This is a genomic window from Flavobacterium lotistagni (genome assembly GCF_011392125.1).
Classification (GTDB): Bacteria; Bacteroidota; Bacteroidia; order Flavobacteriales; family Flavobacteriaceae; genus Flavobacterium; species Flavobacterium lotistagni.
Genome location: NZ_JAAJBU010000015.1, coordinates 1 through 24,964, shown reverse-complemented (window position 1 = coordinate 24,964; position 24,964 = coordinate 1). Strand labels below are relative to the sequence as shown.

Annotated in this window: 22 protein-coding genes and 1 other RNA gene; 18 read left to right on the top strand and 5 right to left on the bottom strand. The window is 41.6% G+C overall.

All coding sequences use genetic code 11. From position 1 onward, the window contains the following. Nucleotides 1-32 precede the first annotated feature (32 nt). On the bottom strand, nucleotides 33-1,460 hold the full coding sequence (locus G4D82_RS13445; RefSeq protein WP_166337814.1) for an L-serine ammonia-lyase: 1,428 nt from the start codon (nucleotides 1,458-1,460) through the stop codon (nucleotides 33-35). A 125-nt stretch (nucleotides 1,461-1,585) separates the two neighbouring features. On the opposite strand from G4D82_RS13445, the gene G4D82_RS13440 reads away from it, so the two are divergent. The 3 genes from G4D82_RS13440 (at nucleotide 1,586) to G4D82_RS13430 (ending at nucleotide 5,472) form a co-directional block, all read left to right on the top strand. Continuing rightward, nucleotides 1,586-2,470, top strand: a complete 885-nt coding sequence (locus G4D82_RS13440; RefSeq protein ID WP_166337813.1) for an EamA family transporter — start codon at nucleotides 1,586-1,588, stop codon at nucleotides 2,468-2,470. 348 nt (nucleotides 2,471-2,818) lie between these two features. Then, on the top strand, nucleotides 2,819-4,705 hold the full coding sequence (gene dnaK, locus G4D82_RS13435; protein ID WP_166337812.1) for a molecular chaperone DnaK: 1,887 nt from the start codon (nucleotides 2,819-2,821) through the stop codon (nucleotides 4,703-4,705). A 176-nt stretch (nucleotides 4,706-4,881) separates the two neighbouring features. Then, entirely contained in the window at nucleotides 4,882-5,472 is a 591-nt protein-coding gene (locus tag G4D82_RS13430) for a hypothetical protein (protein WP_166337811.1), read from the top strand. 430 nt (nucleotides 5,473-5,902) lie between these two features. Here the strand turns inward: G4D82_RS13430 and G4D82_RS13425 are convergent, their stop codons facing one another. Then, nucleotides 5,903-6,946, bottom strand: coding sequence for a glutaminyl-peptide cyclotransferase (locus G4D82_RS13425; RefSeq protein ID WP_166337810.1), 1,044 nt, complete (start codon nucleotides 6,944-6,946; stop codon nucleotides 5,903-5,905). Nucleotides 6,947-7,033: 87 nt separating this feature from the next. Between G4D82_RS13425 and ffs the strand changes: the two genes are divergently transcribed. The 5 genes from ffs to fsa all read left to right on the top strand — a co-directional run bounded on the left by ffs (nucleotide 7,034) and on the right by fsa (nucleotide 10,766). After that, nucleotides 7,034-7,132: signal recognition particle sRNA small type (gene ffs / locus G4D82_RS13420), an RNA gene on the top strand. 321 nt (nucleotides 7,133-7,453) lie between these two features. Then, nucleotides 7,454-7,855, top strand: coding sequence for a hypothetical protein (locus G4D82_RS13415; RefSeq protein WP_166337809.1), 402 nt, complete (start codon nucleotides 7,454-7,456; stop codon nucleotides 7,853-7,855). Nucleotides 7,856-8,122: 267 nt separating this feature from the next. Further along, the gene (locus G4D82_RS13410; protein ID WP_166337808.1) at nucleotides 8,123-8,926 is read left to right on the top strand and encodes an SDR family oxidoreductase; all 804 of its coding nucleotides are present in this window, start codon (nucleotides 8,123-8,125) and stop codon (nucleotides 8,924-8,926) included. A 372-nt stretch (nucleotides 8,927-9,298) separates the two neighbouring features. Beyond that, a complete protein-coding gene (locus tag G4D82_RS13405; protein ID WP_166337807.1) occupies nucleotides 9,299-9,787 on the top strand; it encodes a hypothetical protein in 489 nt (162 codons plus the stop codon). Nucleotides 9,788-10,109: 322 nt separating this feature from the next. Beyond that, the gene (gene fsa, locus G4D82_RS13400) at nucleotides 10,110-10,766 is read left to right on the top strand and encodes a fructose-6-phosphate aldolase (RefSeq protein WP_166337806.1); all 657 of its coding nucleotides are present in this window, start codon (nucleotides 10,110-10,112) and stop codon (nucleotides 10,764-10,766) included. A 107-nt stretch (nucleotides 10,767-10,873) separates the two neighbouring features. Here the strand turns inward: fsa and G4D82_RS13395 are convergent, their stop codons facing one another. Further along, the gene (locus G4D82_RS13395; protein ID WP_166337805.1) at nucleotides 10,874-12,280 is read right to left on the bottom strand and encodes a TlpA family protein disulfide reductase; all 1,407 of its coding nucleotides are present in this window, start codon (nucleotides 12,278-12,280) and stop codon (nucleotides 10,874-10,876) included. A gap of 152 nt (nucleotides 12,281-12,432) precedes the next feature. Between G4D82_RS13395 and G4D82_RS13390 the strand changes: the two genes are divergently transcribed. The 9 genes from G4D82_RS13390 (at nucleotide 12,433) to G4D82_RS13350 (ending at nucleotide 21,524) form a co-directional block, all read left to right on the top strand. Then, on the top strand, nucleotides 12,433-14,049 hold the full coding sequence (locus G4D82_RS13390; RefSeq protein ID WP_166337804.1) for an ABC-F family ATP-binding cassette domain-containing protein: 1,617 nt from the start codon (nucleotides 12,433-12,435) through the stop codon (nucleotides 14,047-14,049). Nucleotides 14,050-14,336: 287 nt separating this feature from the next. After that, nucleotides 14,337-14,903, top strand: coding sequence for a bifunctional pyr operon transcriptional regulator/uracil phosphoribosyltransferase PyrR (gene pyrR / locus G4D82_RS13385; RefSeq protein ID WP_166337803.1), 567 nt, complete (start codon nucleotides 14,337-14,339; stop codon nucleotides 14,901-14,903). Continuing rightward, nucleotides 14,900-15,826 (top strand): aspartate carbamoyltransferase catalytic subunit, encoded by a 927-nt coding sequence (locus G4D82_RS13380; RefSeq protein ID WP_166337802.1) that lies wholly within the window; start codon nucleotides 14,900-14,902, stop codon nucleotides 15,824-15,826. Before pyrR ends, G4D82_RS13380 begins: the two co-directional genes overlap by 4 nt. A gap of 57 nt (nucleotides 15,827-15,883) precedes the next feature. Beyond that, complete coding sequence (locus G4D82_RS13375) at nucleotides 15,884-16,216, top strand: ribonuclease Z (RefSeq protein WP_166337801.1); 333 nt, start codon at nucleotides 15,884-15,886, stop codon at nucleotides 16,214-16,216. Nucleotides 16,217-16,347: 131 nt separating this feature from the next. After that, entirely contained in the window at nucleotides 16,348-17,253 is a 906-nt protein-coding gene (locus G4D82_RS13370; RefSeq protein WP_166337800.1) for a ribonuclease Z, read from the top strand. Nucleotides 17,254-17,295: 42 nt separating this feature from the next. Next, the gene (gene pdxH / locus G4D82_RS13365) at nucleotides 17,296-17,940 is read left to right on the top strand and encodes a pyridoxamine 5'-phosphate oxidase (RefSeq protein ID WP_166337799.1); all 645 of its coding nucleotides are present in this window, start codon (nucleotides 17,296-17,298) and stop codon (nucleotides 17,938-17,940) included. A 287-nt stretch (nucleotides 17,941-18,227) separates the two neighbouring features. After that, the gene (locus tag G4D82_RS13360; protein WP_166337798.1) at nucleotides 18,228-18,728 is read left to right on the top strand and encodes a CAP domain-containing protein; all 501 of its coding nucleotides are present in this window, start codon (nucleotides 18,228-18,230) and stop codon (nucleotides 18,726-18,728) included. Between the two features lie 344 nt (nucleotides 18,729-19,072). After that, the gene (locus tag G4D82_RS13355) at nucleotides 19,073-19,573 is read left to right on the top strand and encodes a CAP domain-containing protein (protein ID WP_166337797.1); all 501 of its coding nucleotides are present in this window, start codon (nucleotides 19,073-19,075) and stop codon (nucleotides 19,571-19,573) included. A gap of 97 nt (nucleotides 19,574-19,670) precedes the next feature. Beyond that, nucleotides 19,671-21,524 carry a BamA/TamA family outer membrane protein gene (locus tag G4D82_RS13350; protein WP_166337796.1) on the top strand — a complete coding sequence of 618 codons (1,854 nt, stop codon included), beginning with the start codon at nucleotides 19,671-19,673 and terminating at the stop codon, nucleotides 21,522-21,524. A gap of 8 nt (nucleotides 21,525-21,532) precedes the next feature. Here G4D82_RS13350 and G4D82_RS13345 read toward each other — a convergent pair whose 3' ends face one another. Then, nucleotides 21,533-23,332 (bottom strand): gliding motility-associated C-terminal domain-containing protein, encoded by a 1,800-nt coding sequence (locus G4D82_RS13345; protein ID WP_166337795.1) that lies wholly within the window; start codon nucleotides 23,330-23,332, stop codon nucleotides 21,533-21,535. 135 nt (nucleotides 23,333-23,467) lie between these two features. Between G4D82_RS13345 and G4D82_RS13340 the strand changes: the two genes are divergently transcribed. Beyond that, nucleotides 23,468-24,742: an O-antigen translocase gene (locus tag G4D82_RS13340; protein ID WP_235924361.1), complete on the top strand. Its 1,275-nt coding sequence runs from the start codon at nucleotides 23,468-23,470 to the stop codon at nucleotides 24,740-24,742. A gap of 52 nt (nucleotides 24,743-24,794) precedes the next feature. Here the strand turns inward: G4D82_RS13340 and G4D82_RS14580 are convergent. After that, nucleotides 24,795-24,964, bottom strand: a 170-nt coding sequence (locus tag G4D82_RS14580) for an OmpA family protein (protein ID WP_394352293.1), incomplete at its 5' end; no start/stop codon positions are given.

Below are 24,964 nucleotides of genomic sequence, written 5' to 3'. Positions count from 1 at the left end.
AGCTATCAGCTGTCAGCTTTTAGCTAATCGCTTTAACAATCCGCCATATTCACCGCCACGGCCAATCCGCCTTCGGAAGTTTCTTTGTACTTCGAGTTCATGTCTTTTGCCGTTTGCCACATCGTATCGACCACTTTATCGAGTGGCACTTTCGCGTTTTTGGCATCGGTTTCTAGTGCAAGTTCCGCGGCATTGATGGCTTTGATCGCGCCCATCGTATTTCTCTCAATACAAGGAATCTGCACCAATCCGCCAATTGGGTCGCAGGTCAATCCTAAATGGTGTTCCATTGCGATTTCTGCGGCCATCAAAACCTGGTCAGGTGTTCCGCCCATGACTTCGCACAAAGCTGCTGCGGCCATTGCTGACGAAACACCGATTTCCGCCTGGCATCCACCCATGGCTGCCGAAATGGTAGAACCTTTCTTGAAAATACTGCCAATTTCGCCAGCTACCATAAGGAATTGTTTGATTTCTTTTTCGCCAGCGTTGTGGTTTTCGATTACTAGATAATACATCAAAACTGCAGGAATCACGCCAGCACTACCGTTGGTCGGAGCAGTAACCACGCGGCCTAAAGCGGCATTGACTTCGTTCACAGCGAGTGCAAAACAAGAAACCCATTTCAAGATTTGGCGGAACTTAACTTCCGTTTTTCTGATTTGTTCGAGCCATTCTTGTGGCGTGTTGTAATTCGATAATCCGATGAGGTTCTGGTGCATGTCGAAAGCGCGTCGGCGTACGTTCAGGCCTCCAGGCAAAATCCCTTCGGAATGGCAGCCGATGTACATACATTCGAGCATGGTGTTCCAGATGCGCATCAGTTCGTGGTGGATTTCGGCTTCGGTGCGCATCGATTTTTCGTTCTCGTAAACAATTTCGGAAATCGATTTTTGTTGCGCGATGGTATAGTTCAGCAGCTCTTCCGCATTCTGAATCGGAAACGGAAAAGCGCACTTAATTTGGTGTTTTTTTTTCGCGTTCGGACGGTCTTCTTTCACGACAAAACCGCCGCCGATAGAGTAGAAGGTCGCGGCATACTGGGTATCGTCATCCAAATAAGCGGTAAATTTTAAAGCGTTGGCATGGAACGGTAGAAAGTTTTTGTTGAACACGATATCCATCAAAAACGAAAACGGAATCAGTTTTTCATTGCCGAGGTTGATTTGGTTTTTGTCTTCGATTTCTTTGATAATACCGGAAATATGCTGCACCGGAATGTACTCTGGATCTTGCCCGCTAAGCCCAAGCATCACAGCCAAATCAGTAGCGTGTCCTTTGCCGGTAAGTGATAAAGAACCATACAGATCAACTTTGACCTGAACGGTTTTCTGCAAGAGATTTTCAGTTCGCAACTCGCCCAGAAAACGTTCTGCGGCGCGCCAAGGACCAAGTGTGTGTGAGCTCGACGGCCCGACACCGATTTTTAGCATATCAAAAACGGAAATGCATTCTTCCATAGCAAAAGGTTTGGGGCAAATATAAACGAATGATTCGTTGGTTGGCACTAATGGAATATTAAATGCCGCGTTAATTTTAATCTACGCCGGAAGCGGATTATTTACCTTTGGCGCAAAATTTACCGATGCGATTCAATAAATACTACCTTTCTGCCTTAGCTTCTTTTGTAATCTGGGGTTTTTTCAGCCTCGCGCTCAAGCCGCTGCACGATTATGCGTCACTCGATATATTGTTCTATCGGATTTTCCTGGCGACCGTCCTGCTTTTGGGAATCAACTTGTTGTTCAGGAAGAAAGAAGTTCAGCAAGACTGGACCGTTTTTAAACAACTCGACAAGCCAACAAGACAACGAATTGTTTTTCTGACTGTAGCCGGCGGTTTCCTTTTGGTATTGAATTGGTTTCTGTTTATCTACGCGATCAACCACGTGAGTTTGCAATCGGCTTCGTTTGCTTATATGATTTGCCCGATTATTACCACGGTATTGGCGTTTTTTCTGCTGCGTGAAAAGTTGAGTTTTTGGCAATGGTTTTCCGTGGGGCTTTGTGTGTTGAGTTGCGCGATTTTGTCTTACGGTCACATTACGGATTTGATTTACAGTTTGGTGATTGCGTTCAGCTTTGCGTTGTACCTAATTAGCCAGCGCAAGAATAACCAATTCGACCGGTTTGTGGTGTTGACCGTTCAGATGCTCATCGCTTCTTTAGTAATCATTCCGTTTTTTCCGAGTTATAGCCAAGCGGTGCCACAGGAAAGTTTGTTCTATTTGTTGCTGGTGGTGATTGTGATTGTGTTTACAATCATTCCGTTGTATTTGAATTTGTATGCGCTAAAAGGCATGAATTCTTCGGCGGTAGGGATTCTGATGTACACCAATCCGTTGATTCATTTTTTCTTGGCCGTGTTTTATTTTAAGGAAGCGGTGAATGTAAACCAGATTGTGGCTTATGCGCTGATTGTGGTTTCGATTGTGGTTTTTAATGAAAGGTTGATTTTTGGGAGGAAGTGATTTTAGTTTACGGTTTACAGTTCACGGTTTACAGTTTTTGTTGTGGAATTGACGGCAGGCAATATATTTAGCTAAAAGCTGTTAGCTGTCAGCTTAAAAACTACTGTTAACTTTCCGTAAATGAACCGTAAACTGTTAACTGTAAACTATCACCTAGCCCGGATGGCAGCGGCATCCTCGTAGCGCAGCGAAGAGATATAGCGTACAGCCGGAAAAGCTTCTAAAAAATGACATCCTGTCAGCCCATATTTCCAGTTACTGACAAATCCCATGACCTTTTTTGGTTGGCACAGTGATTGACTAAGGCGCCGCGAGTTTGAATTCATTATAAAACTAAAATATATAAAAATGGGTAAAATAATTGGAATCGATTTGGGAACCACGAACTCTTGCGTGTCTGTTATGGAAGGTAGCGAAGCAGTGGTAATCCCGAATTCAGAAGGAAAAAGAACCACACCGTCGATCATCGGATTTGTTGAAGGCGGTGAAATTAAAGTAGGAGATCCGGCCAAGAGACAGGCGGTGACCAACCCTACGAAAACGATTGCTTCGATCAAGCGTTTCATGGGACACACCTATGACGAGACTACCGGCGAAGCGAAAAGAGTACCTTATAAAGTAGTCAAAGGCGACAACAATACACCACGTGTGGATATTGACGGTCGTTTGTATACTGCTCAAGAATTGTCTGCGATGACACTTCAGAAAATGAAGAAAACTGCCGAAGATTATTTAGGGCAAACCGTTTCTGAAGCGGTGATTACTGTTCCGGCTTACTTCAACGATGCGCAACGTCAGGCTACTAAAGAAGCTGGAGAAATTGCAGGTTTGAAAGTAATGCGTATCATCAACGAGCCGACTGCTGCGGCACTAGCTTACGGATTGGACAAAAAAGGAAAAGATCAGAAAATTGCCGTTTACGATTTGGGTGGTGGTACTTTCGATATCTCGATCCTGGAATTGGGTGACGGTGTTTTCGAAGTATTGTCGACTAACGGTGACACGCACTTAGGTGGTGACGATTTTGACCAAACCATCATTGACTGGTTGGCCGACGAGTTCAAAGCAGAGGAAGGAATCGATTTGCGCCAAGATCCGATGTCGTTGCAAAGAATCAAAGAAGCGGCTGAGAAAGCGAAAATTGAATTGTCATCATCGGCTGAAACTGAAATCAACTTGCCTTATATCACTGCTACGGCTTCAGGACCAAAACACTTGGTGAAAAAGTTAAGCCGTGCGAAATTCGAGCAACTTTCAGATTCGTTGATCAAACGTTCGATGGAGCCGGTGGCCAAAGCGTTGAAAGATGCCGGTTTATCGACTTCAGACATTGATGAAATCATCTTGGTAGGTGGTTCTACACGTATGCCGAGAATCGCTGATGAAGTAGAGAAATTCTTCGGAAAGAAAGCGTCAAAAGGAGTAAACCCTGACGAAGTAGTAGCCATTGGTGCTGCCATTCAAGGTGGTGTACTTTCTGGAGATGTGAAAGATGTATTGTTGCTTGACGTAACGCCACTTTCTTTAGGAATTGAAACCATGGGCGGTGTGATGACCAAATTGATTGAGGCCAACACGACTATTCCGACCAAAAAATCGCAAGTGTTCTCCACAGCTGCCGATTCTCAGCCTTCAGTGGAAATCCACGTGTTGCAAGGCGAAAGAGCGATGGCTAGCGATAACAAAACAATCGGCCGTTTCCACTTAGATGGTATTCCACCAGCGCCAAGAGGTGTTCCGCAGATTGAAGTAACTTTCGACATCGACGCGAACGGAATCATCAAAGTATCGGCTACTGATAAAGGAACAGGAAAATCTCACGATATCCGCATCGAAGCTTCTTCAGGCTTGACTCAGGAAGAAATCGAAAGAATGAAAAAAGACGCTGAAGCCAATGCCGATAGCGACAGAATAGCCAAAGAAAGAGCCGAAAAACTCAACGAGGCAGACAGCATGATTTTCCAAACTGAAAACCAGTTGAAAGAATTGGGCGAGAAACTTTCTGACGAGCACAAATCGGCCATCGAAGCGGCGCTTACAGAACTCAAAGCAGCTCACCAAAGCCAAGATTTAGCAGCCATCCAGACTGGTCTTGACAAGGTAAACACTGCATGGAAAACTGCCACTGAAGCAATGTATGCTCAAGGCGAGCAAGGCCCAGCGCAAGAAGCACAACCTCAGGCAGATGCGCAAGGTGATCAAGTTCAGGATGTAGATTATGAAGAGGTTAAGTAAATAAACTAAGCAAACAACTTTTTCATTAGAGGCCGGATTAGCAATAATCCGGCTTTTTTGTGCGTTGTAGGTATACCTTTTAGTTTTTAACCACATAGAGGCAAAGCACATTTTCTCGCTCGTGTTTCTATGTGGTTATTTTTATTTGTAATTTTCGCTCAATCAAAATTCAGTTTATGAAAAAGTATTTTCTTATTGCCGCGCTTATTTTGACCGCGACCACTTTTGCCCAGAAAAAGAAGGCGACCAAACCTGCAGCCACTTCATCAGCCCTGGCGAAATCGGGAAACCTTTCGATGGAACTCGTCAAAAACAACCTCTATCTTTTTATTGCCAACAAACCTAAAAAAGACACTATTCTGCTCAAAACCTTCACAGGAGCTACAATGCCAACCGACTGTAAAATCACACCTTTCACCGCCAAAGGAACCGCATTGAATCTAATCAACTGGACGGAAAGCTCACTGACCGAAACCAAAGAAAAAACCGAAAATAAAGTGCAAATCTACTCCGAAGTTTGGAATACTGCCACCAAAACCAAACCGGTTTCGAACATCCAAGGCATTACCAACATTAAGGAAATCCAATGGCTCGACAAAGGCAAGAACGCTTCGCAAACGGTCGAGAAAAAACGCAACGAAGGCTATGAATTTATTCTGACCAAGGAAGGCGATGTGAAGCTCAAGAACAAACAAGGCGAAACGACCATGATTTATAACCCGAGCAGTAATGTGTATCAGAATGCGAAGGATTTGAAGAAGAAGTAGTTGACGGTTGACGGTCGTCAGTCATCAGTCGTCTGTTTTCGGTTGTGAGTTGTTGTATTTGTGCAGTGGAATTAGCTGTCAGCTTTTAGCTATTAGCGGTTAGCTCGAATAGTGGAATTAACGGTGGTTGGTCGTCGGGAGTCAGTCGTTGGTCTTCGGTTGTTGGGTGTTGAATTTGTACCTTGGAATTAAAAGACTTTTCAGTTGTTGGTTGCTGGTTGTTGGATTGTACCGTTGAATTAAAGGTCTAGACGCAATGAATTCTAAAAATTGGATTTTGAAAACTACTGTACAAGTTTCCGTAAATAAAACTGAGAACCGACGACCGATGACTGACGACCGACGACCGCCAAAAAAAAAAAAACGGCTCCCAACTGAAAACCGTTTTCCCAATTCTATCAAGTCGCAACCGACGACCGACGACCGCCGACTACTTCACTCTAATCTCAAACATCTTATCCCAATTTTTTCCCGTTACGAAAATCGTTTTGGTTTTGGGATTGTAAGCGATTCCGTTTAAAACTTCAGCGGTTGCATTTTTTACTTGTTTTCTTAAATCAGCTAAATTCAACACGCCTTCGACTGCTCCGGTTGCTGGGTTGATGACTGCGATGGCGTCTTTCTGCCAGATGTTGCCGTAGATTTTTCCGTCAATCCACTCGAGTTCGTTGATGCTTTTGATTTTACTTGAATTCGTATAAACGTTGATGTAGTTGGTCATTTTTTGGGTTTCCGGATCCATGGTCCAGATTTTTTCCGTGCCGTCAGATTGGTAAATGTTCTTGCCATCGTTGGTCATTCCCCAACCTTCGATTTTCTTGTCGTAGGGGAACGTTTTTAATTTCTTCAATGAATTCGCATCATACACAAAGCCCACATTCGATTGCCAAGTGAGCTGGTAAATTTTGTTGTTAATAACCGTGATGCCTTCTCCGAAATATTCATTCTCCAGGTTCACTTGCTTGAATATTTTGCCGGTTTTATAATCGTATTTCCGGAAATGCGAAAGTCCTTTCTGTCCGGTACTTTCAATCAAGGTATCGCGGAAAAACTCGAAACCTTCCGTAAAAGCAAGCGTATCATGCGGGAAAGAATTCACTACGGTATAGTTCAGAAATTTCGGTTCGGTAGTCGGGAATACTTCAATACGTGCTGTGATTTCGGTGTTTTCTCCTTCATAATAGACTAGTGCTTTTAGATTCTGATACCCTAGTTTTTTATCCGCTAGGGGCAATAGTAATTTTTCAGCACCTTTTTTGGCCCCGACTTTCTCATCGTTCACGTAGTAAATAATACTGTCGATGACTTTGTTTTGCGGATTCTGGATTTCCAAATTCACCGATTCCTCCGGATGCATCATCTCGCGGAACGCACTGGTATTGAAACTGAACAGGTTTTCGTCATTTTTTTTGTCAACGCAGGCCACCAACAAAGAAGTTAAAACAATGGCCGATAAGAGGTTACGTTTTTTCATCAATCAAAATTTAAAGCCGCAAGATACAATAGTAATTTATATGTTCAAATGCGCTTGCGAAAATACAAAAACATCGTATATTTGCGCCGGCAAGTCCTACACGACCAGCTCCTGCAAAATCCTCCAGGATGGGAACATAGCAAAGGTATGCGGTTGTAGCGGTGCGATGTAGGTCGCTTGCCATTTTTTTCTTCTTTCAGGTGGTCTTCTTCGGAAGGCTTTTTTTGTTTTTAGCAGAAGCCGGGAACCTGCTGTACGCTATATCTTTTTTGTTCGTTCCTCTCAAAAAAGGATGCCGCTGCCATCAGGGCTAGGGCTTTGTCCTCAGTTTGAGCTGTTTTGGCCGTTTAAGCTGACAGCTGACCGCTTTTAGCTAAAAATATCTTGCCTGCCGTAATTCCACAACAAAAACTGTCCACTGTCAACCGTAAACTCAAAAATATTATCTTTACGCTCCTAATCCTAAAGTCTTAAAATCTTATAGTCTTACCCTCTAAAAATCAACCTATGAAATCTATCGCTTTCGCACTCTTATTTGTCACCACCTTCACTTTCGCGCAAACCGCTGACAAAGCTGCCTTTCCAGAATTCAAAAAAGAATTTGAAGCTTACCGCGACAATCCTGAAGTAGCCTCTGAAAACAGTACGATAAAACCGGGGCCTTGTGGGCAATACAATTTGCAATACATGATTACTTCGCGTGGTGCTGATGAACTCGTCAATACGCCACCGCCTAAAAAGTTGTGTGCCGATATGATGCGTTTCGACAAAGCCAAAAACCCAAATGCATCCGCTGATTGGGAATATGAAATCAAACCGGTAGGCAGTAAATATTACACCATTACCGCAACCAAAAAAGGAGGCGAAGGCAAAGAGGTTTATTATTATATCCGGAAGGAAACGAAATAGTTAGTGTAGACAGTTGTAGGTTAATATTAAGGAAAGTTGAATTTTAGAATCACTTCGTTTAGACCGCTGCGCTGCTAGAATATAGACCGCTTCGCTTCGGAAAGTTGAACTGTAGTATTAGAATCCAATATCTTAGAATAAAGTACTTTTTTTGCGTTTATGCTGATAGCTGACAGCTTTTAGCTTTTAACTACTATCTTGCCTGCCTTTAATTCCACAATGCAAATCCAATAACCAACAACCATCTACCAACAACTATCAACCCAAATGAACAAAGTCATCCTCATCACCGGCGCATCATCGGGCATTGGTAAAGCCATCGGCGAATTTTTGCACCAAAAAGGTTTTACGGTTTATGGTACGAGCCGAAATCCTGAGAAAATTTCTAACTCTGTTTTTCCGTTGTTGGCACTTGATGTTAGGAATGTCGAAAGTATTAAGGCCGCGGTGGCCGAAGTCATTAAGCTTTCTGGCCGCATCGATGTTTTGGTCAATAACGCCGGAGTCGGTATTACCGGCCCGCTCGAAGAAATCCCGACCGAGGAAATCAAAGCGAATTTTGAGACTAATTTCTTTGGTCCGATTGAAGTCATGAAAGCTGTTTTGCCTCACATGCGCGAGCAAAAATCAGGTTTGGTTATCAATATCACTTCAATTGCAGGTTATATGGGTTTGCCGTATCGCTCGGTTTATTCGGCTTCCAAAGGGGCGCTTTCCATTATCACCGAAGCTTTGAGAATGGAAGTCAAATCGTTCGGCATTGAAATTACCGATATTGCCCCTGGAGATTTTGCAACCAATATTGCTGCCGGCCGTTATCATGCGCCGGTGATAGCAGGTTCAGCTTATGAAGTTCCGTATGACAACACTTTGAAAATGATGGACACGCATGTCGATTCAGGCAGCAATCCACAGGAAATGGCGCTTGCGGTTTATGCTATCATTCAAGAGCCGAAGCCCAAAGTGCATTATAAAGTAGGTGCGTTCATGCAGAAATTCTCGATTGTACTCAAACGCATTTTGCCTGATAAGGTTTACGAGCAGTTGTTGATGAATCATTATAAGCTTTAGGTGTGGATTCGTGGATTGGTTTATTTGGTTATTCGATTGAATTTGTCTCAAATTATCGTCCCTGCTTTTAAGGCGGAGTGTTAGGAGCCGGGAACCTGCTGTACGCTCTCAAACTTTGCCACCGAACCCCGGCGCCAAAGGTTTTCCACTTCCATCAGGGCTAGGGCATCGGTAGAAATCAAGAACAATTGTTTTAAAGAGAAAAACTGGCCTTTACCTGAAGTCCACTGGACTTCCTCCTCTTAATATCAAATATCAGGGCTAGGAACTCACGGAGTTTGTTGGTGTCTGGGTTTGTTTTTTGAATCAAAAATGTTTTTGTACCGCGAGATTATTTAGGAACATAAAACACAGTAATATTATTTTGGGCTAATGAAAGTACTAAACATCCACAAAAGAAGAGTCAATCAGCCGAAAGCACAAATCGTTGAATTGTTTCGAACCTTAGCTTCTGAAAATGATTTAATGCTGGCTACCCATAAGTGGTCGCCGATGAAACTGGATCAGGGTTTACAAGTAGGTTCTAAAGGCGGGCATGGCCCAATTAAATACCATGTTGTTGCATTTCATCCGGAAGAAAGAATCGTTTTTCAATTTGACTTAAAAGGTTTTGATGGAACGCATGAATTCAGTATCGCAGCCCTCGATCAGAACAGCACCGAATTGTCTCATGTAATCGATATGAAGACCTCTGGATTTTCTACCTTAAAATGGATTTTTGCCATACGATGGCTACACGATGCTTTTATTGAAGACGCTTTTGATAAAGTAGAAAACTATTTTTCGGCTTCCAAGAAAAGAAGTGAATGGAGTTTTTGGGTGAAATTACTCAGAAGAATCATGAAGCCAAAGAAAAAATAAATGCCCACTATAAAATAGTGTTGTTATTGGTTTGACTTTCTATGGATTACATTTTTTTCAAGATTTAGTTTTACCTTAATAGTGGCATATATGGCTCGTTTTTCTGTTGCTCAATTTGGTTTCGGACTATAAGATAGAAGTCATTTTTGAGTAGTTGGTTTGCATAGAAAATTGCCCAAACTCCCAAAAAAAGTTGTAGTTTTACCCCGCGTTTGCGTGAGGGGTTGCAGTGAAAAGCCCGCAGCCCTGCGAGGACTTGTAACGAAAAACCCGACCCTTGTGGTCACGCCCAAAAAATAATAAATAATCAAATTACCACGATATGAAATTTTTTATAGACACCGCCAACCTCAATGAAATCAAGGAAGCACAGGCACTCGGAATTCTCGATGGCGTAACGACCAACCCGTCGCTGATGGCCAAAGAAGGCATTACCGGAAAGAACAATATTTTGAAACATTACGTCGACATCTGCAATATCGTGGATGGTGATGTAAGTGCCGAAGTGATTGCTACTGATTACGACGGTATGGTGCGCGAAGGTGAAGAATTGGCTGAACTACACGAGCAGATTGTGGTGAAATTGCCGATGACCAAAGAAGGCGTAAAAGCTTGCAAATATTTTACAGACAAAGGCATTCGTACGAATGTAACCTTAGTGTTTTCGGCAGGTCAGGCGTTATTGGCAGCGAAAGCAGGTGCAACATACGTGTCTCCGTTTATCGGGCGTTTGGACGATATATCAACTGATGGTTTGGCGCTGATCGAAGAAATCCGCATGATATACGACAATTATGGTTTTGAAACTGAAATCTTGGCGGCTTCTGTGCGTCATACGATGCATATTGTGAATTGCGCGAAGTTGGGTGCCGATGTCATGACCGGACCGCTTTCGGCAATTTTAGGTTTGCTCAAACATCCGTTAACGGATAATGGTTTGGCGCAGTTTTTAGCCGATTACGCGAAAGGAAACGGTTAGGAAATTAATAATTAACAATGAATAATGAATAATAAAAAAGGCGGATTCAAAGAATCCGCCTTTTTTATACCCTAATTATTAACTATTAATTATTCATTATTAATTAACTAAAGTTCTTTTTCGAAATTCACGTCGAACAAACTCGTGAATGCATTTTTGATTTTTCCGTTGCTGTCTAAAACAATGGTTCGGTGTACTTTCATGATGGCCCAATTGGCTTTCAAGTCTTCGAAATTGGTACAACGAAGTTCCGTAATTCCGGGTGTGTTAAGTTTTTTGAGTTGCGATTTCCAGACGGTTTGGTCTTTGTCTAGGTTGATGCCGATGAATTGATAAGCCGGATATTTTGCCTTGAGCGCTTGTATTTTTTTGTGCGCGGCCATCATGTGCGAAGAAAGGTTGTCGGTCCAGAAAAAAATCACGGTTTTCTTTGGTGTAAAATTGTTGGATGAAATGAGGCGGTCTTCGGCATTGACAAGCTCTACTTTTGGCAGAGCATTACCGACTTTGAGCATCTGAATGGCGTTGCCGATTTTCAGGATTTCGTTTTTCTTGCTTTTGTCGGTAGAATATTTATGGTAGGTTTCTAAAAAAATCTGATTGTTCACCATATTCTGGTCTTCGAGTAAGTAGGTGAAGGCAATGTTGTTTAGGATGGCGTTTTTGACGGTTTTGTTCTTGATTAAACTGTCGGCTATGTTGAGTTTGCTAATGTTTTCTTTCAAAGCCAAATCAACCGGTGTGAAATGGTTGTGGTAATGAATGGTTGCTACGTTGTTGAGCATGTGCGACAAATAGCTCACAAAAGGCGCATAACTGCTAAGTTTCTCGTCATTGTAGTTCACTTCTTTGCGGTAATCGTAATAGTCTTTGGGCAGTTTTTCAAGAATGTCTTCACCGGTGCGCATTTGGTGGGCCATCGGGTAAATTTCCTTTTTTATATAATGGTGGAAATTGAGCGCTGCTTTTGCATAGACGTCGAAATCATCGCTCCATTTGATGGCTTCTTTCTTGGTTTGGTAAAACTTTTCTTTGGCAGCGTAGGCCGAATCGATGTTTTTCACGAAGTCTTTCACATTGTAATCGAAAACGTCGAAAATCTGGCTGCGATCCTCTTCGTTTTTCATGTACATTTCCATCAGAAAGTTGTTCTTCTGGTCGCCGCGTCCGCAGAAAATAATCGAGTTATCGAAATCTTTAGCGTTGATGCGCACCATAATACTGTCGTTCTTGTCGAAATAAACAGACTGGTATTCCGGTTCGTTCTTGAAGGTATACAAGCCGGGCGCTAGGGAATCGAACTTAATAAAGAAGCGGTTTTTTTCGTCAATCTTTACGCTATCGATGACTTCATTGTCTTTGCAGAAAAGCACGTACGGATTGGTCGGATTCATTACTTCGCCTCCAAAGTAAGCTGTGTAGTTATCGCTTTTGAAAGGCTTGTTGCACGAACAGAACAGTGCTGCGGCCGACGATGCTAACAAGAAAAGCTGATGTAATTTGTTGCTAAACATGGATTTGAAAGCTAGGGTACAAAAATATCCAGACGACCTGAGTTATTCTGTTAAGGCATCGTTAAATAACCCGAGCTTATTTTTATTGGGCTGGTCGCAAAAAATGCACTTAAATTTTATACTTTTGCGAACAATTTTTATAAACGCAATTCATGTTAGCAGTCAATAATTTATCGGTACAATTCGGCAAAAGAATTTTGTTTGATGAAGTGAATACCACCTTCACGCATGGCAACATTTACGGAGTCATCGGGGCAAACGGAGCAGGGAAATCAACCTTTTTGAAAATTCTGGCCGGCGATATCGAACCCACTTCCGGTTTGGTGCAATTAGAGCCCGGAAAACGCATGTCGGTCTTGAACCAGAACCACAATATGTTCGATGATCATACCGTGCTGGAAACTGTACTGATGGGCAACAAGATTCTCTTCGCAGTGAAGAAAGAAATGGACGAACTTTACCTAGATTACAACGACGCCAACGCTGACAGAATTGGGGAATTGCAAGTGCAGTTCGAGGAAATGAATGGCTGGAACGCCGATTCAGAAGCCGCTGCATTATTGTCTAACTTGGGTATTAAGGAAGACAACCATTACACCATGATGGCCGATCTAGACGGAAAATTGAAAGTACGCGTACTTTTGGCCCAAGCCTTATTCGGAAATCCGGATGTACTGATCATGGACGAGCCGACCAACGATTTGGATTTTGAAACCATTGCTTGGTTAGAGAATTTCTTGGCCAATTATGACAATACAGTCATTGTGGTTTCGCACGACCGTCACTTTTTGGATGCGGTTTGTACGCACATTTCAGATATCGATTTCGGAAAAATCAACCATTATTCCGGAAACTATACTTTCTGGTACGAATCCTCACAACTGGCCGCCAAACAGCGTGCACAACAGAACAAAAAAGCCGAGGAAAAGAAAGCGGAACTCGAGGAATTCATTCGTCGTTTTAGCGCCAATGTAGCTAAATCTAAACAAGCTACTTCGCGTAAGAAGATGATTAGCAAACTCAATATTGCCGAGATTAAACCTTCGAGCCGCCGTTATCCAGCGATTATTTTCGATCAAGAACGCGAGGCCGGCGACCAGATTTTAAATGTACAGAATTTGAGCGCTTCGATTGAAGGAGAAACTTTGTTTACCAATGTCGATTTGAATATGGCCAAAGGCGACAAAATTGTATTGTTCTCGAAAGATTCACGGGCAACGACCGCTTTTTACGAAATCTTGAACGGCCATCAAAAACCTGATTCGGGAAAGTTTGATTGGGGCGTGACTACCAATCAGGCATATCTTCCGGTAGACAACCACGAATTTTTCGAAAATGATTTGAGCTTGGTAGATTGGTTGCGCCAATGGGCCAAAACTGAAGAAGAACGCGAAGAAGTGAACATTCGTGGGTTTTTGGGCAAAATGATTTTTTCAGGCGAAGAAGCTCTTAAAACAGCAAGGGTTTTATCCGGAGGCGAAAAAGTGCGCTGTATGCTCTCGCGCATGATGATGGAACGCGCCAATGTATTGATGCTCGACGAACCTACGAACCACTTAGATTTGGAGTCGATTACGGCCTTCAACAATTCGCTTAAAAATTATAAAGGCTCGGTGATTTTTACCACTCATGACCACGAATTCGCGCAAACCGTCGGGAATCGGGTAGTGGAGCTCACGCCAAAAGGAGTAATCGATCGATACATGACTTTCGACGATTACCTGGACGATGAAAAAATTCAAGAGTTGAGAACGAAAATGTATTCTTGATTGATATCTAAACCAATAGAAACTCCTGAATTTCGGGAGTTTTTTTATGCTTCAAAAAGACAACCTGATATTTGGGTATATTCTCTTATAGAAGTTAGCATGAAATGGAAATTTATTAAACTCTCACAAATAAACATTTGCAGGTTTAGTTTTGTACCAAACTTTTATTGTTGAAGCCTCTACTAAGCCATGCAATCTTAATATTAGTTAGAATAATTATTTCAAGATTCATTGCCTAAGCTGCTACTTTTTTCTGTACTTTTACGCACCAAAGAACTTGCTTTGATATGAGTCAGAAAGTATTGCTCAACGCTAAGGAAATCAATATCATCTTACATCGTTTGGCTTGTCAGCTCATCGAAAAGCATCTGGATTTTTCAAACACGATTCTTATTGGTATCCAACCTCGCGGCGCCCAATTGGCCAAAAGACTTCAGCAAATATTGGTTTCCGAATACAAGGTGAGCGATATTGCTTTGGGTTACCTCGACATTACTTTTTTCAGAGATGATTTTCGGCGTACCCAAAAGCCCATCGAGGCCAGTGAAACCAAAATGGATTTTATTGTCGAGGACAAACAAGTCATTTTTATTGATGATGTATTATACACTGGACGCAGCATTCGTTCTGCGCTAACAGCCATTCAGTCTTTCGGAAGACCATCTGCTATTGAATTGCTGGTGCTCATTGACCGCCGTTTCAGCCGCCATTTACCGATACAGCCCGATTATCGAGGCCGTCAGGTGGATGCCATCAATCAGGAGAAAGTAAAAGTCTGCTGGAGTGAAAATGATGGTGAAGATGGCGTTTACTTAGTGCCGACCCAAAAACAACCCACAACAGAAAACCGATGAGCGAGTTAAGTGTCAATCATTTGTTAGGAATTAAATACCTGCAACCCGAAGATATTCAATTGATTTTTGAAACGGCTGATCATTTCAAGGAAGTCATTAATCGACCCATCAAGAAAGTGCCTTCTTTGCGCGATATAACCATTGCGAACATATTTTTTGAAAACAGTACGCGTACCAAATTGTCGTTTGAATTGGCCCAGAAACGTTTGTCTGCCGATGTGATTAGTTTCTCGGCGGCGCAATCTTCGGTCAAGAAAGGCGAAACACTCATTGACACCGTGAACAATATCTTGGCAATGAAAGTAGATATGGTAGTCATGCGACATTCTTATGCCGGTGCTGCGGAATTTCTTTCGCAACATGTCAAAGCGAGTATTATTAATGCTGGCGATGGAGCACACGAACACCCGACACAAGGTTTGCTCGACAGTTATTCGATACGCGAGAAATTGGGCGATGTGGCTGGAAAAAAAGTGGTGATTGTAGGCGATATTCTACATTCGAGAGTAGCACTCTCTAATATTTATGCCTTGCAGATGCTAGGTGCCGAAGTGAAAGTCTGCGGCCCGAAAACGCTAATTCCGAAATATGTGGAATCGTTAGGCGTTCAGGTCGAGCCGGATTTGAAAAAAGCCTTGCAATGGTGCGATGTGGCTAATATGCTCCGTGTACAGAACGAACGCATGGAAGTGAATTATTTTCCGTCGACTCGTGAGTATGCACAACGCTATGGTTTGGATAAAACCTTGTTGGATTCGCTCGAAAAAGAAATTGTAATCATGCATCCAGGTCCGATCAATCGTGGTGTTGAAATCACGAGCGAAGTAGCTGATTCTGCCCATTCGGTTATTTTAGACCAAGTAGAAAATGGTGTGGCGGTGAGAATGGCAGTGATTTATCTGTTAGCCTCTAAATTGCAATAAATGTATAGGTTTGTTCGAATGATAATCGTAAATTAGTTGGACTTAAATTTCTTAGTCATGAAAGTGGAACAAAAAGGACATACCGTTACTATTAAAGATACGCAAGGCGATTTGGTTGCTTTTTTAATGAAGGTTACCCACGAATACAAAACCTTCGAGAAACACAACATGATTATCGATATCAGCGCGCACAAGAATTTGACTGTGAAAGACATCAACAGCTTTTTGCCATTGTCTAAAACACACAAGAAAGCCAAAAAATCATTTGTGATTGTTGCTGATGGCATTGATTTTAACGCGGTTTCAGAGCAGTTGCTTGTGGTTCCAACTTTATTGGAAGCACACGACATGATTGAAATGGAAGAAATTGAACGCGATTTGGGATTTTAGATCAATTAATAATTAGTAGTGAATAATTAATAATTGGTGGATGGCCTAGCCCTGATGGCAGCGGCAGCCCGCAGCTTGCGAGGACTATAGCGTACAGCAGGTTCCCGGCTTCAAAAAAGAAAAATGAATAAATGAAATTAACCATTCTCGGTTGTTATGCGGCGACTCCGCGGACGATTACCAGTCCGACTTCACAGGTGTTGGAAATTCGAAACCGCATGTTTCTGATTGATTGTGGCGAAGGAACGCAGGTGCAATTGCGCAAGCAGAAGGTGAAATTTTCGAAGATCAACCACATTTTTATTTCGCATTTACACGGTGACCATTGCTACGGTTTGATTGGTTTGGTGTCTACTTTTATGTTGTTGGGCCGCGTGAATGATTTGCATATTTATGGCCCGAAAGGCATCAAGGAAATCATTACGTTGCAATTGAGGTTGTCGAATTCCTGGACTACGTATGGTTTGTATTTTCACGAGTTGGAATCTGATAGGAGCGAAGTGGTGTATGAAGACGATAAGGTTTTGGTGAAGACGATTCCGCTGAAGCACCGCGTGTATACCAACGGTTTTTTGTTTCAGGAAAAAATTGGCGACCGCAAACTCAACATTGAAGCGGTGAAGCAGTTCGATATTGAGACTTGTTATTATCAGAACATCAAAAATGGTAAAGACATTACCTTGGATGACGGACGCGTGATAGAGAATCATTTGCTGACTTTTGAACCTTTGCCACCTAAAAGTTATGCTTTTTGTTCGGATACCGTTTATGATGAAAGCATATTGGAAGACATTCAAGACGTGACGGTGTTGTATCATGAATCGACTTTTTTGGAATCGGAGAAAGAGTTGGCGCTGAAAACGATGCACAGTACGGCGAAAGAAGCTGCTTTGATCGCCAAGAAAGCGAATGTCGAGCAGTTGGTTTTAGGACATTATTCGACACGTTATGAAAGCATCCAGCGGTTCAAGGAAGAAGCCGAGACAGTTTTTCCAAACATTTTATTGGCCGACGACGGCGCGGATTTCGAATTTTAACTTAGTAACTTAGCCCTCACAACCTAAGCACTTTAAAAGAAAATGAACGATTTAAGCAACTATAGGAAATCTTACGAGAAAAGCGAATTGCTCGAAAGCGCTATTCCAGATGATCCGATGAATTTGTTCCATCGCTGGTTTTGCGAAGTCAAGGAATCCAATACGGTAGATGAAGCTAATGCCATGACCGTAGCCACAGTTGGTGAAGATGGTTTCCCGAAAGCGCGCGTGGTGCTGCTGAAACACTACGACGAAAACGGGTTCGTTTTTTACACCAATTATAATTCTGAAAAAGGAAAGGCCATAATGAATCATCCGAAGGTTGGGTTGTCTTTTTTCTGGCCGGCTCTTGAAAGACAAATTATTATCAAAGGTTTGGCTGAGAAAACTGCGCAGAACATATCAGACAATTATTTTGCGTCACGTCCGCACGGCAGTCAATTGGGTGCCATCGTTTCAGACCAATCTGAAGTAATTCCCAATCGGAAGTTTCTTGAAGACAAGCTCGAATTTTTGGAAAAACAAACGCAGGGCCAAGAGTTACAACGACCAGAACATTGGGGCGGATTTTTGGTAAGACCAGAATCTATTGAGTTCTGGCAAGGTAGGCCCAATCGGCTACACGACCGAATTCGGTATTTGCTGCAGCAAGATTACAGCTGGAAAATGGAAAGATTGTCTCCGTAATTGTGGAGTTACGGGTAAGTTTTAGATCGCTTAGGCGGTCTTTTTTTATGCTCAGATATTAGGGTTGGATTTATTCTTTTTTTGTAAGAAAATTATTTTATATAAATTAAATTTTATGTATTTCATCGATTTTATTTTGCACTTAAACGGTTATTGTAGTAACATTGGCTCAAGAAATAAACGTTCATACAAAAACAACAGAAGTTTTGCCCCACATGACTTCTTGAGTTTTGAAAATATTTAAAGAGTTTGCCCCACAATCTACTTTAAGCTTAACCTACGAAACTATGAAAACAACATTACTCAGAGCATTAGTGCCTATGGCATTGGTGTTCACGATGATATCTTGTTCTTCCAATGACACGGAAGATACTCCGGTGGCCAGACCACAACAAATTCTTGACTATTCCTACAATGCTGATGAATTGCAATTGGCTGACCTGATCAATGCACACCGTGTAAGTTTGGGTTTGAATCCATTGGAATTAATCAATCATGTTTCCTACAAATCAGAAGAACACAATGAATATATGATTGCCAAAAAAGTGGTTAATCACGATTTGTTTCCACAGCGTTCTGAAAATATTATTGAAGTTCTCGGAGCTGTTAAAGTTAATGAGAATGTCGCCTACAATTTTGTTTCCCCCAACTCTGCTTTGAATGCTTGGCTCAACAGCCCAGGACACAAAGCTAATATTGAAGGCAGTTTTACGCACTTCGGAATTTCGATTCGCCAAGACGAAACTACAGGAAAAAAATACTACACCAATATCTTCGTTAAAAAGTAAATTAAAATTGAGTTTAATTTAATTATGTTTTGTTTTGACACTAAAACCACTCGATAGAGTGGTTTTTTTTTTGGTTTGTTTTTAGGTAATGATATAGGACTGATTTTCCATTAAGCTTTGTTGGTAAATCTCTTTTTTTTGTAAGAAAAAATTTTAAATAAAATTAAAAATGTTCATTTTGTCGATTTTATTTGTATTTTAAACGATATTTTGAATAATATTGTTCCAACCAACAAACGTTCATACAAAAAACAACAGAAGTTTTGCCCCACATGACTTCTTGAGTTTTAAAAATATTTAAAGAGTTTGCCCCACAATCTACTTTAAGCTTAACCTACGAAACTATGAAAACAACATTACTCAGAGCAGTGGTGCCTATGGCATTGTTGTTCACCATGATTTCTTGTTCATCGAATGACACTGATGAAGTTGTAGCTGCAAAACCGCAGTTGATTGAATCATACGATTACAGTTCAGACGAGCTTCAATTGGCCGATTTGATAAACGAACACCGCGTCAGTTTGGGTTTGAACCCTTTGCAGTTGATCAATCATGTTTCATATAAGTCAGAAGAGCACAACGAGTACATGATTGCCAGAAGAGTAGTGAATCACGATTTGTTTGCACAGCGTTCGGAGAACATCATCGAAGTGCTGGGCGCGGTAAAAGTAAATGAGAATGTAGCTTATAATTTTGTTTCGTCTCGATCAGCTTTGAATGCTTGGCTCAACAGCGCTGGACACAAAGCCAATATTGAAGGGAATTTTACTCATTTTGGAATTTCGATTCGGGAAGACGAAACAACAGGCAAAAAATATTATACGAATATCTTCGTTAAAAAATAGTGTTTTAGTTTTAATTTAATTTTTTTCATGAATACCACTCAATTGAGTGGTTTTTCTATTTTATGCAATAACTTTACTCACTACTAGTTATTGAAATATGGCCCGACCGAAGGTGAACTACAGCGTCTTAAAATGCTATTGCAGCTTATTACTGTTATTAGTCTGCGGGTTTTCGTTTGCTCAAGTGAATCAGAAAAAGCAAGACACGGCCAAGGTATATCGCGCCATTGAGAATTATTCCAAAAAAAGAAAGTTCACTAACTATCTTCACCGCCTAATTTTCGAACCCATTACTGAGAAAAAGAAAATTTCCACTCCGGTCAAAAAAATCAGGAAGCAGAATTATGCCAAGTTCGAAGGTAAAATTATTCGCAATATTAAAATCACGACACTCGACCCATTCAGCTATTCGGTAACCGACACCACCAAGAAGCCCAGCAAGAAAATGGCTAAAGCAGGGAATGTGCTGCATATGAAAACCCGAAATTTTGCCATCCGCAATATTTTGCTTTTTAAGAAAAACCAACCGCTCGATTCCTTACTGGTTAAAGAATCTGAACGTTTGATTCGCCGGCAGCGTTTTGTTCGGAGTGTAGCCATTACAACAACCTTGGCTTCTAAAAATTCTGATTCGGTTGATGTTTCAATTCGCGTACTTGATTCCTGGAGCTTGGTGCCCGATCTCACGCTTTCGAGTTCTAAATCAACTTTCTTTCTCAAAGAACGCAACTTTCTCGGCACCGGACACGAGTTCACCAATTCGTACACTAAAGAGCTCAACAGTAGTAATAACGGCTTCGGAACGAGTTATACGATTCCGAATATTCGCAATACTTTTATACGGACGAATTTGCGTTACAATATTGATATCGATGGAAATTACGCGAAGTCATTTGACATAGAACGTCCGTTTTTTTCTGCCTATACGCGATGGGCTGGCGGTGTCAACATATCGCAGCAATTTCAAAGAATTCCGCCGGTCGATTCAGCGATAATTGATACTACGGCCAATTCTAAATTCAATTCTCAAGATCTTTGGGCCGGTCATTCGGTTCAGATTTTTAAAGGAAATTCAGAAAATAACCGTTCGACGAACTTCATCACTTCGGCCCGTTTTTTTAACAAAGAATATTCAGACAAGCCGATTTTCGGAGATGACACCCTCGGAGTTTTCTCGAATGAGAAGTTGTATTTGCTGAGTTTGGGAATTTCATCTCGAAAGTACAAGCAAGACAAATACGTTTTTAATTTCGATGTCGTAGAAGATATTGCTTCAGGTTTTGTCTATTCCGTCACGACGGGTTTTCGGAATAAGAACAGTTTCAATCAGGTTTATTTCGGGGCTAAAGTGGCTATAGGCGGCTACTTTGATTTTGGTTATTTGAGTACAGATTTGCAATACGGTACTTTCTTCAACAAAGACAAAACCACACAAAGTGCTTATAACTTGAGCGTGATTTACTTCACGAATCTTATTGATGCCGGGCGATGGAAGTTTCGTCAGTTTATAAAACCGCAAGCCATCATTGGAACAAAACGCATCGAATCAAATACCGATAGGCTTACCCTTAATGGCGATACTGGTATTCCAGGCTTCAATAGCAATGCCCTTTTCGGAACCAAAAAATTGCTACTCACTTTTCAAACGCAGGCATATTCACCGTGGCATTTGGTGGGTTTCAGGCTAAATCCTTACTTGAGTTATACCATGGGAATGCTGGGTCAGCCGCAAACGCATTTTGCAAAGAGTAAACTTTATTCAGAATTGGCTTTAGGAGTAATTATCAGCAATGATTATTGGGTGTTCAGTAACTTTCAGTTTTCATTTTCTTATTTTCCGAATTTGCCTGACGATATTACAAAAGTCTATAAAACCAATTCGCTCAAAACTTACGACTTTGGCTTGCAGGAATTTGAAATCGGAAAACCAACTTTGGTGAATTACCAGTAAAAATAGCCTTATTCGCTTAAATACAAATAACCAAACAAAGGTTCAGGGTAGTCGGCGTCGTTGAGCTCCAGACTATAATAGTAAGTGCCGTCTGTGGTTTGGTTTTCTTCGACAATGAAGCCTTTTTGAGCCAGTCCGTCCCATTCTGCGGTGTTGTTGTTTCCGGTCCAAATGAGTTTTCCCCAACGGTTGTAAACTTCCAATTTGTAATTCAAAAAAACGTCTCGAAGGCCTTTAATCTTGAATACATCGTTCACACCATCAGAATTGCGCGAGATAAAATTATAAACAATCGGTTTGCATTTTTTGGTTCGAAGAAAGAATGACGTTGTGTTGTAACAATTGCCATTGTCGACTTTGACAAAAATTTCCATTGGCGTTGCCGGAGCGACGAAATTCGAAACATCTGCAATTTCGTTTTGCCCTATGTTCAAATCGTTTAACGAAGTATAATAACTCACTTGATCCGTCGGGTTTTGTTTGATTTGATTTTCATAAGACGAAAAATCGAAAGTGCCCACACTATAACCTTCATTACAAGAAATTAAATCCTCTAAAGTTCCAAGCGGTTCAGAAGTGAAAAGGGAAGTTTGCTGTTGCGAAGTATTGTTGTTCTCGCGAAGTTCGACCACGGTGCTTTGCAAGTTTTGGTTTTGGTCTACAACGAGTTGGATTTCAAATGGGCTGACGATGTCCTGGGGCAAATCCAATGCAATAGCGCCACTTTCGCTGCCATCAATCGGAATTTCATTTTGAGTAAACGTGCCCGCAGTATAAACGCCATTTACATATACAGCAATCGGTACTTGGGCTTGCAACGCATTGGTCGCTTCAAAATTGCGAACCGTATAATGCACCATCACTGAATGGCTGTTGCAAGGTGTTGTGATCTGGTCAATGGCAATTACAGCGTCAGGCAATTGCGAATTGAGCTTGGTCACCACCGTGTTGAGCATCACAAAATCTTGCCCGGAACGAATCACGATATTGGCCGACGTATCTCCAATATTAATGTGCGGTTCCAAATCGTAAACGTCGAGATCCATATTGTGTAAGTCACTAGAATTGGTAAAGCTGTTCGTGCCGTTGAAAGCATTTGCTGGCGGATTTAAAGGCAAATTGCTGATGAGGTTGTTGTTGATGGTGAGCGATTCTCCGACGGCAATATCCTGATCGCCTTCCCAAGCCAGAAAACCGATTTTTGATTGGCGGTTATCAATCACATTGAGATTCTGCAAATCAATCGAGATAAAATTCGGAACGCCCTGCAAACCGTCGTACACATTGAGCTGGTTCAGCGGCAATTGGTTGTTTTTGTAGATGATGACGATAGCCCAACCACCAAAATTGGTGCGATTTCCGTAATAATAGCCAATCCACGGGTTGAGGTCAAGTTCTGAAAGGGTATAATTTCCGTTACCTTGGGCCTGGACTATTTGTGTCACATCGGCAAAATAACTGAAATAATCATAAGTGTTCGCTCCGGACAAACGTTGAAAAGTAAAGTTCCTTTGCGGCGTGATGTTTTGTCCGTTAAGTTTTACTTCGCTATCACCCGGCCCGCAGCCCGCCCAATACAAGTATGCATTTTCGATGACATCACCAGAATTTAGATTTAGCGTGGCATTAGAGCTGGTGTTGATTTGCGCAAAAGTCATAAAAGAATTCTCTTGCGGGTTGAGTCCGTTTCCTATAAAAGTAAAGTCATATCGACCATTGTATTGCTGGAACAAACTCACGTCTTGCGCAAGTGAAGTCCACGCGCACCAACAACAAATAAATGTGATGAACCTTAATTTATACTGCACAACATTTTATTTTTAGGAGCTTAAAAGTATAAAAAAAGTAGATTGTTTGTTGTTAAATAAATTTTTCGACGCTACAGGAAGTCGGTTTGAACTTTTAAATAGTAGTTTTGTCACTAGATTCCTAACGCATCATTCTTGAGTTTTTACAAAGCCATATCGCGCACGCCGTTGTTTAAAGCCACTTCTTTGAACAGTATCAACGTTTTGCTCAAAATTCTGACGGGTTTGGCCACGTCTAAAATACTAGCGATTTTTATTGGCCCAGCAGGTATGGCCATTGCAGGGAATTTCAAAAACTTCATGACCTCGGTAGAAAGCATTGCTACCTTAGGTTTTCAGAACGGTATCGTGAAGTATATTGTCGAGAGCAAGAACGATCAAACCCAATTCAAAAAGGTGGTCTCGACGGTTTTTATTAGTTTGTTGGCGGTATCGGTACTGATGAGCGTGGTGCTGTTCAGCTTGGCGTCTTATTGGTCCATTACGGTACTTGACAATACGCCACAATACCGAAATGCTTTCAAAGTATTAGCGCTGGTGCTGCCTTGGTACGCTACTACTGCTTTTTTAATCGTGGTTTTGAACGGTTTGGGAAAATACCGCTCGGTGATCTACACGAACATCATCGGCAACCTTGTAGGTTTGTCATTTTGTCTGGCTGCGGTTTGGTATTTCAAAACGATGGGTGCGCTGCTTTCTATTATCATTCCTCCAGCGCTTATGTTCTTTGTGGTATTTTACTATTTGAACCGGGAAATCCGATTTTTTGAAGTCATTTTTAGTAAAACCTACGACACTCAAGTGCTTCGGAATCTTTCTTCCTATTCACTGATGGCTTTGGTTTCCTCAGTTATTGGTTCGTGGGTAATGCTGGCGATTCGCAAAAACACGATTGCAGTTTTAGGGTTTGAAAAAGCAGGCTATTGGGAAGCCATGTCGCGGATTTCAAATTATTACCTATTGTTCATCTCTACAATTCTTACGGTTTATTTCTTTCCGAAGTTGGCTTTTGCTACCACCAAGAAGGCTACTAAAAATGTGTTCTGGAGCTACTATAAAGGAATTATGCCGTTGTTTTTGGCCGGGCTTTTTGTTATGTTTTTGCTGCGATTTTGGGTAATCCAATTTATTTTCACCAAAGATTTTTATCCCGTGGCCGATTTGTTTCTGTGGCAACTTTTAGGCGATGTGTTCAAGGCTGCCTCTTTAATTTTGGGTTATCAGTTTTTTGCCAAGAAACTGACAGTAGCTTTTATCTCTACTGAACTTTTTTCGCTTTCGATGATGTACGGATTCAGTTATTATTTAGTTACTATTTTCGATATTCAAGGTGTGGTGATGGGCTATGCTTTGGCCTATTTTATCTATTGGTTGACCTTGGTGATTTACTTCCGCAAGTACCTTTTCTAAAATAAAAAAGGGATGCCAAACGAGTGACACCCCAATTTCAAACCAATTCAATCTATAAATCCGTAATAATAAATTCACTTCTTCTGTTGGCCTGGTGTTCTTCTTCCGAACATTTGACGTTATCGGCGCATTTGTTGACCAGTTTTGTCTCGCCGTAACCTTTTGCTGTTAATCTAGCGGCATCTACGCCGTTTTTCACTAGCCAAGCCATGGTCGATTTGG